The organism is Paraflavitalea pollutisoli (assembly GCF_029360705.1).
Classification (GTDB): Bacteria; Bacteroidota; Bacteroidia; order Chitinophagales; family Chitinophagaceae; genus Paraflavitalea; species Paraflavitalea pollutisoli.
The window spans coordinates 3,714,447-3,731,268 of record NZ_JARKMX010000008.1; the positions used below are offsets into that span (position 1 = coordinate 3,714,447).

Genomic DNA, 16,822 nt, shown 5'->3' on the forward strand with positions numbered 1-16,822 from the left:
TGGGGATTTCAGGATATTTGCACCATGCATATCCTGTTGACAGCGGCCACAACCTTTGAGATACAGCCAGTTACAGACTATTTGAAACAACCTGACCAACAAGGCCGGTCCCACACCTTCCATACCTGTATTACCGGTATCGGCATGATGGCCACCACCTGGCAATTGGCCCAAAGCATCCGCCAGCAACGTCCTGACTATATTATCCAGGCGGGCATCGCAGGCAGCTTTTCTCCCCATTTTCCACCTGGCAGGGTCGTCATCGTAGAAAGAGAGATCGTCGGCGACCTGGGTGTGGAAGAGAACGGCCGTTTCAAAGATATTTTCGAAATGGGCCTGCAGCGGGAAGGCAACGATCCTGCAGCCGCACAATGGCTGATCAATCCTACAGCCTCCAATTGGGAGGGACAGGGGCTCGCGCTCGTCAGGGGCGTCACCATCAACGAGATCAGCACCCGGCCCGCCCGTATTGAACATTTTCAACAAAATCTGTCGGCAACTGTTGAAACCATGGAAGGTGCGGCCTTGCATTATGTAGGCCTGCAGGAAGACATCCCTTTCGTGCAGCTGAGAAGTATCTCCAACTTTGTGGGCATACGTGACAAGCAGCAGTGGAAAATGAAAGAAGCCATCACCGCCCTCAATGAACAATTGATCAATATACTGAAGACTTTATGAAACTGACCATAGGTTATTCTCCCTGCCCCAACGATACTTTTATTTTCGACGCCCTCGTCAATAAGAAGATCGACACGGGTGATATCGACGTAGAAGTAGTATTGGAAGACGTGCAAACCCTCAACGAGTGGGCCCTGCAGGGCAAGCTGGACGCTACCAAGATCAGCTATGGCGTACTGCCACTCGTGCTGGATCATTATATCGTGCTGCCCGCCGGCGGCGCTTTGGGCAAAGGTGTAGGCCCTCTATTGATTACCCGCCAGAATGGGATCGATACGGATGCCGTACACGAAAGCAGCATCGCTATTCCTGGCGAAAACACCACGGCGCATATGCTGTTCTCCCTGGCCTTTCCCGATGCAGCCCATAAAAAATTTACCCTGTTCTCGAAAATTGAAGAGTCGGTGACCAATGCCAGTGTAGATGCCGGCGTGATCATTCATGAAAACCGCTTTACCTACCAGGACAAAGGCCTGGTAAAACTGATGGACCTCGGCGAGTACTGGGAAACGCAAACCGGCAGCCCCATCCCCCTCGGTGGGATCGTGATGAAACGTACGTTGGGCCACGAACTGCAAACCAGGTTCAATACACTGATTCGCCGGAGTGTGGAGTATGCATTCGCCCATTACCCGGCCGTTACCGATTACGTAAAGGAACACGCGCAGGAAATGAGCGAGCAGGTCATGCGCCAGCATATCGACCTGTATGTAAACAACTATTCTATCGACCTCGGTGAGGAAGGCAGATCAGCAGTGGAAGTGTTGCTCGATGTGTACAGCAACCTGCATGGCACGACGGTAGATAAGCAGCAGGTCTTCCTGACGTAGCTATTTCTTCAATGCCTTGGCATATGCTTCCAGGCAACGCTTGCGCGCTTCTTCATGTACCACAATGGGCTTGGCATAGGTCAGCTCTTCCAGCTCCGGCACCCATTTGCGGATGTATTTCAGATCGGGGTCAAACTTCTGGGTTTGCAGGTGCGGATTGAAAACGCGGAAATAGGGTGCCGCATCGCAACCACTGCCTGCGGCCCATTGCCAGCCGCCATTGTTGGCCGCCAGGTCGAAGTCGAGTAGTTTTTCCGCGAAATAAGCCTCTCCCCAACGCCAGTCGATCAGCAGGTGCTTCGCCAAAAAAGAAGCCACGATCATCCGCACCCGGTTGTGCATAAAACCAGTCGTATTCAGCTCGCGCATACCCGCATCCACAATAGGATAACCTGTTTGTCCCTGGCACCAGCGTTCAAATTCCTGCTCATTGTTGCGCCAGCGTATCTGCTCATACTCCGGCTTAAAGGCATGCCCCTTACCTACCTGGGGAAAATGCCAGAGGATCGCGTGGTAAAAGTCGCGCCAGATCAGTTCATTCAAAAACGTTTCATTCGCCTCCTTCGCTTTGGTCGCCAGTTTACGAATGCTGATGGTGCCGAAACGCAGGTGCACGCCCAGGTGAGAAGTACCATGAATAGCCGGATAATCTCGCTGCTCCTGGTATTTGCTTAACAACTCTTCACGCACCGTTTTGGCGGGAAAATCATGGTCCGTTTCTTTAAATCCCATCGAAGCAAGCGACGGTATACGCCTGGGTGACTGCTGGTAAAAGTGCTTGTGGTATTCTTTAGTGGGATAAGACTGCAGGTAAAACTCCGTGAGCGTGGCCTTCCAACGTTTGCTATAGGGCGTGAAGACGGTATATGGCTTTCCGTCATCTTTCACCACTTCTCCTTTTTCAAAGATCACCTGATCCTTGTACGTATGAAAAGAGATGCCATGGTCATTGAACAGCTCGCTCATGGCCTGATCGCGCTCCCGCGCATAGGGCTCGTAGTCGTGGTTGGTATACACCCGTTGTACCGGATACTTGTCAATTAATTGGGTGAACACTTCAGCCGGTGTACCATAATGCACTTCCAGGGAACTGCCCAGTTTCTCCAATTGTTCCTGCATCCCCACCAACGCTTCGCGTATGAAGCTGACCCGGCGATCGGCTTTTTCCTCCAGCTGATCCAGGATGTTACGGTCGAAAATAAAGATGGGTATCACCGGCGCTCCCTGCTTAAGGGCGTGGTAAAGGCCCGCATTGTCATCCAGGCGCAGGTCGCGCCGGAACCAGAACAGGTTGACAGCTGTTTGTTTTTTACTCATGCGTTGCCAAGATAGCAACAAACGCTGTGCATCAACCCTTTGTGTAGTTGAATTGGAACGAACCATGCAAACCCTTAAACAGTCGACACCCCAGCTTTCGATGGTCCTCCTTGGCCTCTTTCAGCTGCCTTTCGGCACACTGACGCTACTTATACATTGCCCGAAATCATACCCCGGATCGCCAGGCAACCGGCTTTAACGCCGTTTCCGATGCAGGGATAATTGGAGGATAACCCGTAGATAAGCCGTAGATAACCCGTATATGACCTGATTTTTAATAAGTACGGCTTATCTACAGCTTATCTACGGCTTATCTACGGCTTATCTACGGCTTATCTACGGCTTATCTATCTATTCAACAAGAAGTTTCCCCCTGCGGAGGCGCATTGTTCACCGTTTTTGGTAGCTGTTGTCGGTTAAAAGTGCTGGCGGCGTGTTACGCCCAAAGTGGAAGGATATATTGCTGGTACAAGGCGGCGGCCATGGTATTGCCGTAGCGGGTGTCGCGCAGTTGGCCCACCCATTTAATGCCCTGGATGGCATTGGTAAGAAAGAGTTCGTCGGCAGTTGCCAGCAGCTCGGGGGTGAGCGGGGCTTCCTGGATGGGATGAGGACCTGCCGCGGTTTCCTGCAGCAGGAACTGGCGCATCACACCAGCAATGCCGCCTTCAGTCAGTGGCGGCGTATAAATGGATCCGTCTTTCACCCAAAATACGTTGGCAATCGTCGCATCGCAGATGCGGCCCTCCGTATTCAATAGCAAACAGTCATTGAGCCTGTTTTCCTTTACGTGTAGGGCTGCCAGTACATAGGGCAGGTAATTGTTCGACTTGAGGTTGGCCAGTACATCATAGTGCTTACGCGCCTCCTCATAGATATCGACAACCAGGCCATTTTCGTTTAGTTGGCGGGGCAGCTCCAGCGGCCAGGCTTCGATCACCACGTGCGGATGGTGGCTTTCCGGATCGTACAATCCACCCGGGCCACGGGTAATGTTGAGCCGTATCCGGGCCGATGCCGTGAAGCTCATTTTATCGCACAGGCGCAGGATATCGCTCTCCAGTTTCGCAGCGGTGAAATGGGGACCGGGCTGAAATTTCAGCACCGACAGACCATGGAACAACCGCCCGAAATGAAGATCGCGCAGCACCAAACGCCCTTTCACGACCCGCAGGGTTTCGAACAGCCCATCGGCGTAGCGGAAGCCTCGACTGGCCGCCGGCACCACCGGTGTGTTGGCTGGCATGATCTTACCATCGTAATGAATAAATAGCTCCATGGTCACTGTAGTTACTGACAAGAGGTGGCATTGCCCCTGATTCAGCCTTAATAAAAAAGAGCCGACCGAATTGGTCAGCTCCACAAAAATATAGTATGATCCCTGTACGACCGGCAAATCCGGTCTGATAAGTTTTTACTGTGGTTGATCGATGATGCCGTTCTTCACGGCATACATCACCAGGCCTGCCATGGATTTGGCGCCCGTTTTCGTTTTAAGCTTGTCCCGGATGGCTTCCACCGTACGGGGACTGATCTCGACAATATCGGCGATCTCCTTGGTGGTTTTTTCTTCACACATCAACTTCAACACACGGGTCTCTTTGTCTGACAGGTTTACTTCCTGTGGGCTCGCCAGGTCGGTACGTTTGGTACGTAAGCCGGTCAGCAACGCCTTATTGGTAAGTTCATTGAAGAAGAATTCCTGTTCGTAGCAGGTCCGGATGGCCTGGTAGATCGTTTCCGAATCAGAATTTTTGGTGAGGTAGGAGTTGGCACCGATCTCCATCAGTTTGCTGATCATCGAATGATCGTTGTGCATGGACAGGATGATCACTTTCGCATCGGGGCGTGCCTTCCGGATCTCTGGCAGGGTTTGGATGCCATCCATGATCGGCATCTGAATATCCAATAAAATGACGTCGGGTTCAATGTGTTTGAGCAGATTCAGCAGTTGCATGCCATTGTCTGCCTCGGCGATCAATTCCACGTCCCTTCTGGAAGAAAGGGATGTTTTGACCCCTGCTCTGAAAAGAGCATGGTCATCCGCAATAGCTACTTTGATCACCTTATCAATGTTTTTCATTGGGGTTGTAATTTTAAAGATATAAGGGGTACACTTCAATCAGCGAACAAAATGCGAATTTTTCGCGAGAAATACTATAGGGCAAGTACGAAATTATACTAATTGCTAATATAGTCGAAACTATTTTCACTTCGCACTATTACGATGGGCTGCAACGGTGTTTTTCGGGCCTTCATAGGTTTATTACGATGAGATTAGTAAAAACTGCAATGTTAAAATGAAGCATTACTGCGCTTGTCCACATAGTTATCCACATTTATTTTTGCTTCAGAAGTTGATTGACGAGGATTAGCAACCTCAGACCATCCAATGTCCTAGCTGATAACCGTCCAGAACGAATTCCAATATCCGAGAGAAGCCAGCTAAAATCCAATGTCAGTCAACTTTCTTTTTCCGTACACCCATTCATTTGTAACCCATACCTAAACAATAAGGTAATCACACCCTTTGAAAGCGACCACTTTTGTCTTTTTCTGAAACCATGACGATAATTTGCCATAGCACCCCTACCCGAAATCCATTCCTGTGAAGGTAGCTGTTTAAGATCCAGGTAATCCGGGAAAAACCAAACTGTTAACGAGCCCCGAGATTAATTTTTTTTTGCGTGAGGAGGCGATACTGAATAAGTGTCGCCTTTTTGTTTTGTCTGGTTACTTCAGGGGCCAGCAAGGGTCCCACCCGGCTATCGGGTGGGACTGCTGACTATTCTAAATAAGGTAGAAATTATGCTGTATACGCAGAATGTTTAATGAGCTTTAAGTAGTGTTTCTTTCTTGCTTACTGGACAACAATCCGTTTGCGCTCTACTACAACACCAGCGGCGTTGCGCACGGCCAAGACATATAAACCTGCTGCCCGGGTTACGGGCAAATCAACCTGGAGAGCATTGTAACCAGCCTGTGCAGCAAAGTTATTTGTGCTCACCACCATGCCCTGGCTATTGTATAAAGTGAAGCGATAGGTTTCACTGGCAACAGTTTCCAGTTTGATCGGGATACTGTTCTTCACGAGTGTAGGCATGGTAATGGTCAATGCCTTGTTGCCCTGGGTGAGGCGTACGATGTTGGAAAATCCTACCCCACCATTCACGCCCAATTGTATAAGCCGGTAATACGCGGTAGAAAAATTACCGCCTTTATCCGAGAAGGAATAATTGCGCACGCCTTCCGTCACCGCCGTTTTTCCTACAGCCTCCCAACTATAGCCATCATAGCTTCGTTGTATGGCATATTCCTTCAGGTTTCTTTCATCGGCAACCGACCAATTGAGGGTATTGACATGGGCGGCTGTTTTGCCGGTAAACGATACCAACTCCATCGGCAGGGTAATAAGGCCCGATTCGAAGAAGGATTTGAAGTATATACAAGTGTGCCTGGTATCAGTTGGATTGTTAGTTTTGTCCTGCGATCCATTTCGGTAGTAGATGGTACTTACATCGCTGAAGTTCATTTGAAACATGTATTTCTTTTCCGCGGTATCGACCCGGTCTACAGCATAGCTAGGCCCAACTGCTTTGGAGTTGACACCATCAAACGATACGTTGAGCAGCGTATTCGGATGCACTGCGTAGGCACCGGGTGTAGAAGCAACGATAAATTCTCGCAGGCCACCTGAACCGCCGTCGATATCAACAGCCGTAATAGACAGACAGGGCAACGCGGTATCTATGGACGTACCCGCTTTTTTAAAGGTGATCTTCCAATCTAGCCAGGTTTCTCCTTTTAATGCATTAACGTATGGTTGCCAGGCATCATCATAGCCCATTACATTCCCTATTATATCCATATCATAGAGCGTTGCACCACCCTTCAGGTCCATAATCTGGATATGACAGTCTACGCCGGTGGTCACGTTGGCAAACCTATAGATCGCACCGATCTTCTTTTCAGTCGAGAGTGGCGTCAACCGCACAGGGTTTCTGAAGGTCAACGATGGCGGTTGGCACTGGGCCCAGACATCGGTGGTAACGAGGAATGCGATTGCGCAGGCAATGCATATGCGAACAATGCGACTAACATGGTCGCGCCAGGATACAATAGGTGTATCGACATAGGTAGAGTTTGGGTACATAGGGTTGAATTTAAACACGGATTCAAGGACAAGAATAGAAAAAAGTATTTACTAATGAAAGCAAATCTTGATAAATGTTAACAACTGTTTTCAAACGTTGATAAACAACTTCACCTGATCATGTATGTTTAATATCTAATACTGTTAGTTACAATAGTTATTACAAAAACTTTCCTGCTGTTTTTCCGTTAGTAACTTTACGATATGCTGGTACAAATACAATCTCAACAAGATGCAGCTATTCCATTTATACAACAATTGTATGAAACATCTTTCCCGCAGCACGAACGCAGGGACTGGATGCAGGTGATGTACCTGCTGGCGCATCCACCCATGCAGTTGCACTTGATCCGCGACGGCCTTCAAAAGGTTGGCTTTGCTATCCGATGGCAACTCGGCGCTGCCTGGTACCTGGAACATTTTGCGGTCGATGCCGCCTTGCGCGGACAGCAATATGGCAGCCGGGTATTGCGGGAGATCTTGGCTGCGTCGCCGGACCAACTGGTACTGGAGGTAGAACCACCCTTCGATGACATGAGCCAACGGCGTATCCGGTTCTATGAACGACATGGCCTCCTGCTGGCTCCTTTTACTTACCATCAGCCACCCTACCGCCGCCAGGAACCTCCGGTACTCATGAGACTCATGAGCCGGCCGGCGATCGTGCTGGAAGCCGAGATGGCACTGATTGCCCGTACCATCAGCGAAACTGTTTACGAGCCCTACCAATGACAACAACAGCACCAACCTGCCGGTCAGGAAATACCGACCGCATTGATCCGCCACGCGATCCGGTCGTGTATTGCCGTGGTTTTTATATCTTGTGCTGATGAATAGCCTTACGATGCCCTGGAAATTGTTTCGACTGCTGAGTGTGGTGCAGTTGATCGTTGTGTTGTATCTATTGGTGCTGAATACCGCCAGGTTGTTCGGCGCTGCCAGGACCTGGACAGATCTGATAGGCGTCATCTCTTACCTGGCAGTGTTTCTATTCGTATGCCAGGGGCTTGCCATCCTGAGTGAAAATTATCCCAATACACCGCTCACCCAACCTCAGAAACGCCGGTTCAACCTGTTGTTCCTGGTTAACTTTCTGCTGATCGCTTTCCTGTTTGCAAAAACCGTGGATATCTGGAGAACGTTGCCTTTGGTAAGTATCGGATTGTTGATCAAGAATAACCTGTTCATCAATTTCATTTTCATTTTGCTGCAAACGGTCTTCGTATTCCTGTGTCACCTGGTATTCCTGTATGGCATGTATCGGCTGCGCCAACAAATACACACGAACACGGTGAATGATTGGGTGCAGCAATTTGACCAGCCTTAACCCCCAACTACTCCTCTATGCTACCGTTGAAATGGAAAATATTCCGCATCATGACCTACCTGCACATGACCTGCACATCCATCCTGGCGGCTGTTGCCATCATAGGTGTGTTGCAAACCGGTATCCGCTTTTTTACACTGGAGAATATATTAGCGCTTCTTGCAGTGATGTGTGTGCCCCTTGTATTGCTTTCCAACAGCAGCATCAACCTCGTATTACTGGAAAGATATTACCCCGACAGACTACCTGGCAAAGTACTGGTGCGGTTTAGCAATACCTTGTTCGTACTCTCAACCGTAGTGGTCCTATTAATGTTAGCGGCCACGGCGTCGGTCTTCGTAAATCTCTTCGGAGCGGAAAGCAGGAGCCGCTATTCAACATTCTCGACCCTATATGCCCTCTCCCTGGCCACCATCACCCTAACCGGTTGTTATATCGTATGGTGCCAGATAAGCCTCCGGAAAACCATCCGGCGCAACCACGACGCTACCATCAACAATTTCCTGGCCGGCGACGAGCTATAATTCGTTTTTCCTTACCTTGTCGGCATGAAAAGCACATTGCCGCCATTGGCAGAGCGTATGCGTCCGGAAAGCCTGGACGAACTGGTGGGTCAGGAGCATCTTGCCGGCAAAGGAAGTATTTTACGCACAGCGATCGAGCAGGGAAAAGTACCCTCGATGATCTTATGGGGACCACCCGGCACGGGGAAAACCACCATCGCCAATATTATTGCCCATACTTTACAAACGCCCTTCTTTACCCTCAGTGCGATCAGCTCAGGCGTCAAGGATGTGCGGGAGGCCATTGAAAAAGCCAGGATGCTGCAGAAGGGCATTTTGTTTATCGACGAAATTCATCGCTTCAATAAAGGCCAGCAAGATGCCTTGCTGGCGGCAGTAGAACGCGGTACGATCACCCTGATCGGTGCTACTACCGAGAATCCCTCATTTGAAGTCAACAGCGCCTTACTGAGCCGATCGCAGGTGTATGTATTAAAAGCGCTGGAAGACAAGGACCTCATCAAACTATTGAAGCAGGCCATGGAGCGCGACGAAGTCCTTGCTAAAAAAAAGATCGACCTGCGCGAAACGGAAGCACTCATTAACATTTCCGGCGGCGATGCACGCAAGCTGCTGAACCTGTTTGAACTGGTCATCGACACCCTCAGCACCGCCGACAACGACGCCGTCATCACCATCACCGATGAGCAGGTCATGAGTATTGCGCAGCAACGCATAGCCTTATACGATAAGTCGGGCGAGCAACATTATGATATCATTTCCGCTTTCATCAAATCGATCCGTGGCAGCGATCCCAATGGGGCTGTTTACTGGCTGGCCCGTATGCTGGAGGGAGGTGAAGACATCAAGTTCATTGCCCGGCGGCTGGTGATACTGGCCAGCGAAGACATCGGCAATGCCAACCCCACCGCACTGGTGATGGCCAACACTACTTTCGACGCTGTTAATAAGATCGGCAATCCGGAAGCACGGATCATTCTATCGCAGTGTGCCGTATACCTGGCAGCCTCTGCCAAAAGCAATGCTTCTTACATGGCTATCGATGCGGCCATCGCTGCCGTTCGTCAACATGGTGACCTGCCCGTGCCGTTGCATATACGCAATGCTCCTACCACGCTCATGAAGAATATGGGGTATGGTAAGAACTATCAGTATTCACACAGCTATGAAAACAATTTCGCTGCACAAGAATACCTCCCTTCCGATATAGCGGGCACGAAATTCTATGAACCCGGCCGTAATGCCCGCGAAGAAGAATTGCGTCGTTACCTGAAAGGCCTTTGGAAAGATAAATACGGTTATTGATCATTCACAGCCATCCTGATATGCAGCAAGAAATTACCTGGACAATAAAGCAGTTCAACGAGTTATCCCTTACCGAACTATACGCTATCCTGCAACTGAGAAGCGAAGTTTTCGTAGTAGAACAGAACTGCGTGTTTCAGGACATGGACAATAAAGATAGCTACTGCCACCACCTGATGGGATGGCAGGGTGATGTATTGGCCGCCTATACACGTATTGTGCCACCTGGTATTTCTTTTGAGGAAATGTCCATTGGCCGTGTCGTCACCTCTCCCAAAATGAGAAAATCAGGTATCGGCAGAATACTCATGAACAGATCGATAGCTGCCTGCTATACTATATATGGTGAAGCCCCCATTCGCATCGGAGCGCAGCTATACCTCCAATCATTTTATGAATCGCTTGGTTTTCAACAGTCCAGCGAAGTTTATCTCGAAGACAATATCGAGCACATCGAAATGTTACGATCTCCCCTCCACGCTAAAGCACAATAGTATATTTACTTTTATTATTTATTTTTTCCACAGCACACACAAAAAGAAATATTTCTTCGTTTTCTTGTAAGGAACTTCAGCGCCTATTATTTTAGACGCCGGATCCATAGACCATCTGAAAACTAAATCTGATATTCAATGAAACAGTTTCTACACGCTTCTGTGCGGAAGTGTTGTGCATTGGCACTTATTGCCCTTTCTGCAAGTACCACTTCCTTTGGACAGGAACAATACGAATCCTACTGGGAAATGGGTATGACACTGGGACCGAGCAACTTCCTCGGTGACCTCGGTGGAACCCAGGGCAAAGGCACTACCTTCCTGAAAGACAACAACTTTTCCATGACCAAGATTGCAGTTGGCGCATTTGCCCAATATACCTGGAGACAGACTATTGGACTAAGGCTTGCTGTTAATTTCGGATCACTGGAAGGTGATGACGCTGCTATTAAAGGCAAAGGTGGATTGGAAGAAGCACGTAAGATCCGCAACTCCAATTTCAAATCGCCGCTGACAGAAGCCATGGCGTTGCTGGAAGTATATCCTACTGTTTTCCTGGAAGGTGATGCAGATGATACCTGGTTGAAGTTCCGTCCCTACCTCGTAGGTGGTGTCGGCGTATTCAAGTTCAAACCCAAGGGACAACATCCTGTAACCGGCGAGTGGGTTGAATTACAGCCGCTGAGTACAGAAGGCCAGGGCTTCCCCGAATACCCCGACAGAAAGCCTTACAAACTCACGCAACTGAATATCCCCATGGGATTTGGTGTTAAATACTTTGTCTCAGAAAACGTGCACCTGGCGCTGGAAGTGCTGCACCGGAAAACATTCACCGATTATATCGATGATGTAAGCTCTAACTATATTGATCCTACGCTGTTCTATAATTACCTGGGCAGTAAAGCTGATCTAGCGGCTACTATGGCCAATAAGAGCTTATTTCAGGCCAACCCTACCAGGTTTGGTGCTGGTGATAAGCGTGGAACACCATCCAACAATGATGGCTATTATTCATTCAACTTAAAGTTTGGATTCCGGTTGGTTAGTAACCGATTTGGTAACTCTACCCGTTGTCCGATCGTGTTTTAATAGTTAAGAAGTTTCGCTGTAGTGTAGTTTCGTGTTCTCTTTTTAGTTGTTGATCCGTACCCTTTTAAACTAATCCTGCCTTCCCGCACGGGAAGGCTACCTTATTCGAAAACTTATGGCTGAGAGCAATCTTCATGGCCTAACTATGCCCTTGCTGGTGGCAGGCACACTGATGCTGTCTGCCCCCGGCGCAGACGCTAAGCCGGTATTTTCCTCGTCGACCATCCATTCGTCCAGGGATACCATCCTTGTTCAAAAATCGCTGAATACCAAAAAGCACAAGATCAAGCTGGATCCCGATGCCAATCACCGCGTGTTGTTTTTCAACGTGACTGGCATCGATGGCAAAGTATACCAATTGTTTATTTTCGATATCGATGGAAAACTGGTCAAGCAGACGAATATCCGTAACAAAGAAACTACGGTTGTTAATATTGGAGGTAAAGGGAATTACGTGTATGAGGTTTTCACAGACGATGAGCGGATAGAAAATGGTCAGGTGATCATTCGGTGATCCTGCTGAAATGGAAATTTGTTTTCAAATTATAACCAATAAGCAGCAGGGAAATTAGTAAAATCCAGATATCCGGTTGAGTCAAAAACCAGATCCGTTCCCTATAGTTTCCAAGTACCCTGATAAAAAAGATTTTATTGATCATTCCCTGCCCCCGCTTATTGGAAGGCACTAACTAATTCTGGTCAACCCAGTATCCTACGACAGCCGGTTATGAAAAATGGCCGGCTGTCTGTTTTTTGATCATAGGAACATTTTACCTGCTTCTTCCCAACTTCCTAATCTTCTGTATTCCGTCTCCGACAGGTTATGTGCAGCTGTATAGAGCAGTTTCTGCCCCTTAAAATGCACCAGGTTGCGGGTGTGGTCATCGATCATGTAATCGCCGGCAACCAGCCGCTTATCGCCGCAGAACATGATCTGCCGCCAGGTAAAGAAAGGAAAATGATCCTGCAGCCATTCGTATTTATCTTTCAGCGAGTTGGGAAACTCCATAGCTGCCGACACGATAAAGATCTCGTACTTCTTGTTCATTTCACGTAACACGTCTACACTGTCTTTCATCACCGTCAGGTGGCGGAAAAAACCCGGCGCCCTGAGCCTGTCCCATACCAACGAATGATGCTCTTCCGGAAATCCTTTTACCCAGGAGCCCGTCATTTTACCATAATCCACTTTAGCCGGATAGTTCGATTCATACCAGTTGATCATATCACCCATTGGGTCGGCGATCACTTCGTCCATGTCGATGATTACTCGTTCCATATACCTGTTTTAAATGGGAGCGGGCTATATGGTATGGAGTTGCGGGACAACGAGCCCCTTCCACAACACATAGCCCGCTATGATTTATTACTTCAATTCTTCTTTCAGGAACTTCGCGGTATGGCTTTCCTTCACCTTTAGCAGATCTTCCGGCGTACCTTCAAACAAGATCCTGCCACCGCCATCGCCCCCTTCCGGGCCGAGATCGATGATATGATCGGCTACTTTGATCACATCCATATTGTGTTCGATCACCAGTACCGTATTGCCCCGGTCTACCAGTTTATACAGTACCGTCAGCAGGTGCTGAATATCTTCGAAGTGAAGGCCGGTCGTAGGCTCATCGAGGATGTAGAATGTTTTACCGGTATCCTTTTTCGATAGTTCGGTAGCCAGCTTCACCCGCTGTGCCTCTCCGCCACTCAGGGTTACCGCACTTTGACCGAGGGTAATGTAACCAAGTCCTACCTCTTCCAGCACTTTGATCTTCCTGTAGATGTAGGGTACGTTCTGGAAAAACTCCACGGCATCTTCTACCGTCATATCCAGCACATCACTGATGGATTTTCCCTTGTACCGTATCTCCAGTGTTTCGCGATTGTAGCGCTTGCCCTGGCATTTCTCACAGTGTACATATACATCGGGCAGGAAATTCATTTCTATGACGCGCATGCCGCCCCCTTCACATACATCGCAACGACCATTCTTCACATTGAAGGAGAATCGACCTGCATTGTAGCCCCTGATCTTGGCTTCGGGCACCGACGCAAACAAGGTTCTGATATCGGTGAAGAAACCACAATAAGTGGCCGGATTGCTGCGTGGTGTACGCCCAATCGGCGACTGGTCGATCTCGATCACCTTATCGACATGCTCCAGTCCCTTGATGCTTTTGTACTCCAACGGATTCATCTTGGAGTTGTACGCATGTTTGCTCAGGATGGGGTACAGTGTTTCATTGATCAGCGTCGACTTGCCGCTACCGCTTACGCCGGTTACTACAATGAGTTTACCGAGCGGGAATTTGGTATCGACTCCTTTCAGGTTATTGCCTTTGGCGCCTTTCAGTTCGAGGAACTTGCCATTTCCCTTCCTTCTTTCTTTCGGCACTACAATGGCCCTGTGTCCATTGATATAAGAAGACGTGAGCGTATCGAGCTTCAGCAGTGCAGCAGGATCACCTTGTGCCACTACCCTACCTCCATGAAATCCGGCCTTGGGCCCGATATCCACCAGGTGGTCGGCAGCCAGCATGATGTCTTTATCGTGCTCCACCACCAATACGCTATTACCGATATTACGCAGGTTCTTCAGTGCTTCAATCAGCCGCATGTTATCGCGTTGGTGCAAACCGATGCTCGGCTCATCGAGGATATAAGTAATACCCTGCAACTGAGACCCGATCTGCGTCGCCAACCGGATACGCTGCGACTCACCTCCACTAAGGGTACGTGACGCGCGGTTCATGGTCAGGTAAGTGAGCCCTACATCGAGCAGGAACTGCAGGCGCTCCCGGATCTCCTTCAGCACATCCTTGGCAATGGCATTTTGCTTGGTGCTAAGCCGCTTTTCTATACCGACAAACCATTTGATCAGTTTATCGAGGTTCATCTCACTGAGTTCGGAAATATTCTTTTCATCGACCTTGAACCACAGGCTTTCTTTTTTGAGGCGTGCCCCGTTGCAGGAGCTACAGATTTTCAGCTCCATAAACTGCTCCACCCAATCGCGCAAAGCATCTGTATTGCCACCGGCAAACCAACGCTTCAATTGCGGGATCACCCCTTCGTATTCCGTTTGATAGAGGGGACCTGCGGTAGCCGTATCATCAAAATCAACCTGCTCCTCTTCTTCGGGAGGTGTTTCGGCCCCGTACAATACCAGGTTCAACGCTTTTTTCGGCAGATCCTTGATAGGTGCATCGAGGCTGAACTTGTTCTTGCGGGCCAGCTGCTGCACCTGCTTGAACACATGTGCATCCCGTTCTGCCCCCAGCGGCGCGATGGCACCTTCATTGATAGATAGGTTCTTATCGGGCATGATGGCCTCCAGACTGATCTGGTAGACGTTGCCCAATCCCTTACAAACGGGACAAGCCCCATAAGGACTGTTGAAAGAAAAGGTGTTGGGGGAAGGCTCCTCATAACTGATACCGCTGTCCTCGCACATCAGCAACTTCGAGTACTGTATCACCTTATCGTCGTTGACCTGCAGAAACATCAGGTCTTTACCTACCTGCAAGGCTTTCTGCACGCTTTGGCTCAGGCGAACCCGCATATCATCTGTCACGGGTAACCGGTCGATCACAACTTCGATATCATGGATCTTATACCGGTCTACCTGCATCTTGGGCACCAGGTCTTTTACTTCTCCATCGATACGCGCCTTGAGGTATCCTTTCTTACGGATATCTTCGAACAGTTCGCGGTAATGCCCTTTACGGCCACGGATCAACGGTGCCAGCACCGTGATCTTTTTACCTTTGAACTTCTTGTATACATTGTCGACGATCTCTTCTTCACTGAACTTTATCATCTTCTTACCCGTGTTGAAGCTGTATGCTTCTCCTGCACGGGCGTATAACAACCGCATGAAATCGTATACTTCGGTAATGGTACCTACTGTAGAACGGGGGTTCTTGTTGGTGGTCTTTTGTTCGATCGAGATCACTGGCGACAAACCGGTAATCTTGTCGACTTCCGGACGTTCCATATCACCGATGAACTGACGGGCATAGGCGCCGAAGCTTTCCATATACCTTCTTTGTCCTTCGGCATAGATCGTATCGAAGGCCAGTGATGATTTACCACTGCCACTAATACCCGTAATGACTACCAGCTTGTTTTTGGGAATACTAATATCAATGTTCTTGAGATTATGTACCCGGGCTCCATACACTTCGATTGCATCCTGCGGTCCGTTACTGCCGGTTTGTCCGTTGACGGCCGGCACTGCCTTTTTAACTTTCGCCATAATATTTTTTGGGAAGGGTCCAAAGATAAGAACAATTGGCAGACTGAATGGTTGGCAATCCAAATGAGGATTTTCTTTCTCATTTTCAGGCAGATATGGCAGATTTCAGCTTTGTGGTATAACATTTGAAAGGGGTGATCTGGATTTATATTAAAAAACTATCGTCATGAAACCACTTCACAACACCCTCACAGCCATCTTGGCCGCTGCCATTTTATTAGGCGGTTGCAAGAGTATGAACAAATCACAGAAAGGTGCAGTTATCGGAACAGCAGGCGGCGCAGCAGTTGGCGCTGTAGTCGGTAAAGTAGCAGGAAACACTGCATTGGGAGCCATCATTGGTGCAGCCGTTGGCGGCGTCAGCGGAACCCTGATCGGTAAGAAAATGGATAAGCAAGCGAGAGAAATTGAAAACCGCGTACCTGGCGCCAAAGTTGAACGCGTAGGCGAAGGCATCGTCGTTGAATTCAGCGATAAGATCCTTTTCGGCTTTGACCGGTCTGACCTGTCAGCCACCGCAGAAGGTAACCTCGACAAGCTGGTCAATGTATTGAAAGAATACCCCGATACGGATATCGAGATCCAGGGCCATACCGACAGCAAAGGCGCTGATGCGTACAATATGACCTTGTCGCAGAAAAGAGCCACGGCCGTATCTACCTACCTGAAGAACCGCGGTGTAGCCAGCGGCCGTGTCACGACTAAAGGTTATGGTGAAACTGCCCCTGTTGCTTCAAATGATACCGAAGACGGACGTGCACAAAACCGTCGTGTCAACTTCCTCATCACTGCCAACGATAAGATGAAGCAGGATGCGAAGAAAGAGTCGGGTCAATAACACATGACTTTACTT

The 16,822-nt window shown here is 49.0% G+C and carries 16 protein-coding genes; 10 read left to right on the plus strand and 6 right to left on the minus strand.

The genetic code is table 11. The annotated features are described in order from the left end of the window. Positions 1-24 precede the first annotated feature (24 nt). Both mqnB and P2W70_RS28505 read left to right on the plus strand, forming a co-directional pair. The gene (mqnB, locus tag P2W70_RS28500; RefSeq protein WP_276484977.1) at positions 25-678 is read left to right on the plus strand and encodes a futalosine hydrolase; all 654 of its coding nucleotides are present in this window, start codon (positions 25-27) and stop codon (positions 676-678) included. Next, a complete protein-coding gene (locus P2W70_RS28505) occupies positions 675-1,508 on the plus strand; it encodes a 1,4-dihydroxy-6-naphtoate synthase (RefSeq protein ID WP_276484978.1) in 834 nt (277 codons plus the stop codon). Before mqnB ends, P2W70_RS28505 begins: the two co-directional genes overlap by 4 nt. On the opposite strand, the gene P2W70_RS28510 is transcribed toward P2W70_RS28505, so the two are convergent. From P2W70_RS28510 to P2W70_RS28525, 4 genes are all read right to left on the minus strand, one after another. Further along, on the minus strand, positions 1,509-2,825 hold the full coding sequence (locus tag P2W70_RS28510; protein ID WP_276484979.1) for a cryptochrome/photolyase family protein: 1,317 nt from the start codon (positions 2,823-2,825) through the stop codon (positions 1,509-1,511). It abuts the gene before it with no gap. Between the two features lie 436 nt (positions 2,826-3,261). Then, a complete protein-coding gene (locus tag P2W70_RS28515) occupies positions 3,262-4,104 on the minus strand; it encodes an aminotransferase class IV (RefSeq protein WP_276484980.1) in 843 nt (280 codons plus the stop codon). Positions 4,105-4,239: 135 nt separating this feature from the next. Beyond that, positions 4,240-4,908 (minus strand): response regulator transcription factor, encoded by a 669-nt coding sequence (locus P2W70_RS28520; RefSeq protein WP_276484981.1) that lies wholly within the window; start codon positions 4,906-4,908, stop codon positions 4,240-4,242. Positions 4,909-5,685: 777 nt separating this feature from the next. After that, positions 5,686-6,978, minus strand: a complete 1,293-nt coding sequence (locus tag P2W70_RS28525) for a T9SS type A sorting domain-containing protein (RefSeq protein ID WP_276484982.1) — start codon at positions 6,976-6,978, stop codon at positions 5,686-5,688. 204 nt (positions 6,979-7,182) lie between these two features. Between P2W70_RS28525 and P2W70_RS28530 the strand changes: the two genes are divergently transcribed. The 7 genes from P2W70_RS28530 (at position 7,183) to P2W70_RS28560 (ending at position 12,231) form a co-directional block, all read left to right on the plus strand. Continuing rightward, positions 7,183-7,710 carry a GNAT family N-acetyltransferase gene (locus tag P2W70_RS28530; RefSeq protein ID WP_276484983.1) on the plus strand — a complete coding sequence of 176 codons (528 nt, stop codon included), beginning with the start codon at positions 7,183-7,185 and terminating at the stop codon, positions 7,708-7,710. Positions 7,711-7,807: 97 nt separating this feature from the next. After that, positions 7,808-8,305 (plus strand): hypothetical protein, encoded by a 498-nt coding sequence (locus P2W70_RS28535; protein ID WP_276484984.1) that lies wholly within the window; start codon positions 7,808-7,810, stop codon positions 8,303-8,305. Between the two features lie 17 nt (positions 8,306-8,322). After that, on the plus strand, positions 8,323-8,829 hold the full coding sequence (locus tag P2W70_RS28540) for a hypothetical protein (protein ID WP_276484985.1): 507 nt from the start codon (positions 8,323-8,325) through the stop codon (positions 8,827-8,829). Positions 8,830-8,853: 24 nt separating this feature from the next. Then, a complete protein-coding gene (locus P2W70_RS28545; RefSeq protein WP_276484986.1) occupies positions 8,854-10,134 on the plus strand; it encodes a replication-associated recombination protein A in 1,281 nt (426 codons plus the stop codon). Positions 10,135-10,154: 20 nt separating this feature from the next. Further along, on the plus strand, positions 10,155-10,628 hold the full coding sequence (locus P2W70_RS28550; protein ID WP_276484987.1) for a GNAT family N-acetyltransferase: 474 nt from the start codon (positions 10,155-10,157) through the stop codon (positions 10,626-10,628). Positions 10,629-10,766: 138 nt separating this feature from the next. Next, entirely contained in the window at positions 10,767-11,717 is a 951-nt protein-coding gene (locus P2W70_RS28555) for an outer membrane beta-barrel protein (RefSeq protein ID WP_276484988.1), read from the plus strand. Positions 11,718-11,832: 115 nt separating this feature from the next. Then, a complete protein-coding gene (locus tag P2W70_RS28560; protein ID WP_276484989.1) occupies positions 11,833-12,231 on the plus strand; it encodes a T9SS type A sorting domain-containing protein in 399 nt (132 codons plus the stop codon). Between the two features lie 243 nt (positions 12,232-12,474). Here the strand turns inward: P2W70_RS28560 and P2W70_RS28565 are convergent, their stop codons facing one another. Next, positions 12,475-12,996, minus strand: a complete 522-nt coding sequence (locus tag P2W70_RS28565) for a 5' nucleotidase, NT5C type (protein WP_276484990.1) — start codon at positions 12,994-12,996, stop codon at positions 12,475-12,477. A gap of 87 nt (positions 12,997-13,083) precedes the next feature. Further along, complete coding sequence (uvrA, locus tag P2W70_RS28570) at positions 13,084-15,969, minus strand: excinuclease ABC subunit UvrA (RefSeq protein ID WP_276484991.1); 2,886 nt, start codon at positions 15,967-15,969, stop codon at positions 13,084-13,086. A 166-nt stretch (positions 15,970-16,135) separates the two neighbouring features. Here uvrA and P2W70_RS28575 point away from each other — a divergent pair, with 166 nt between their 5' ends. Then, the gene (locus P2W70_RS28575) at positions 16,136-16,807 is read left to right on the plus strand and encodes a YiaD family glycine zipper/OmpA-like lipoprotein (protein WP_276484992.1); all 672 of its coding nucleotides are present in this window, start codon (positions 16,136-16,138) and stop codon (positions 16,805-16,807) included. Positions 16,808-16,822: the final 15 nt, after the last annotated feature.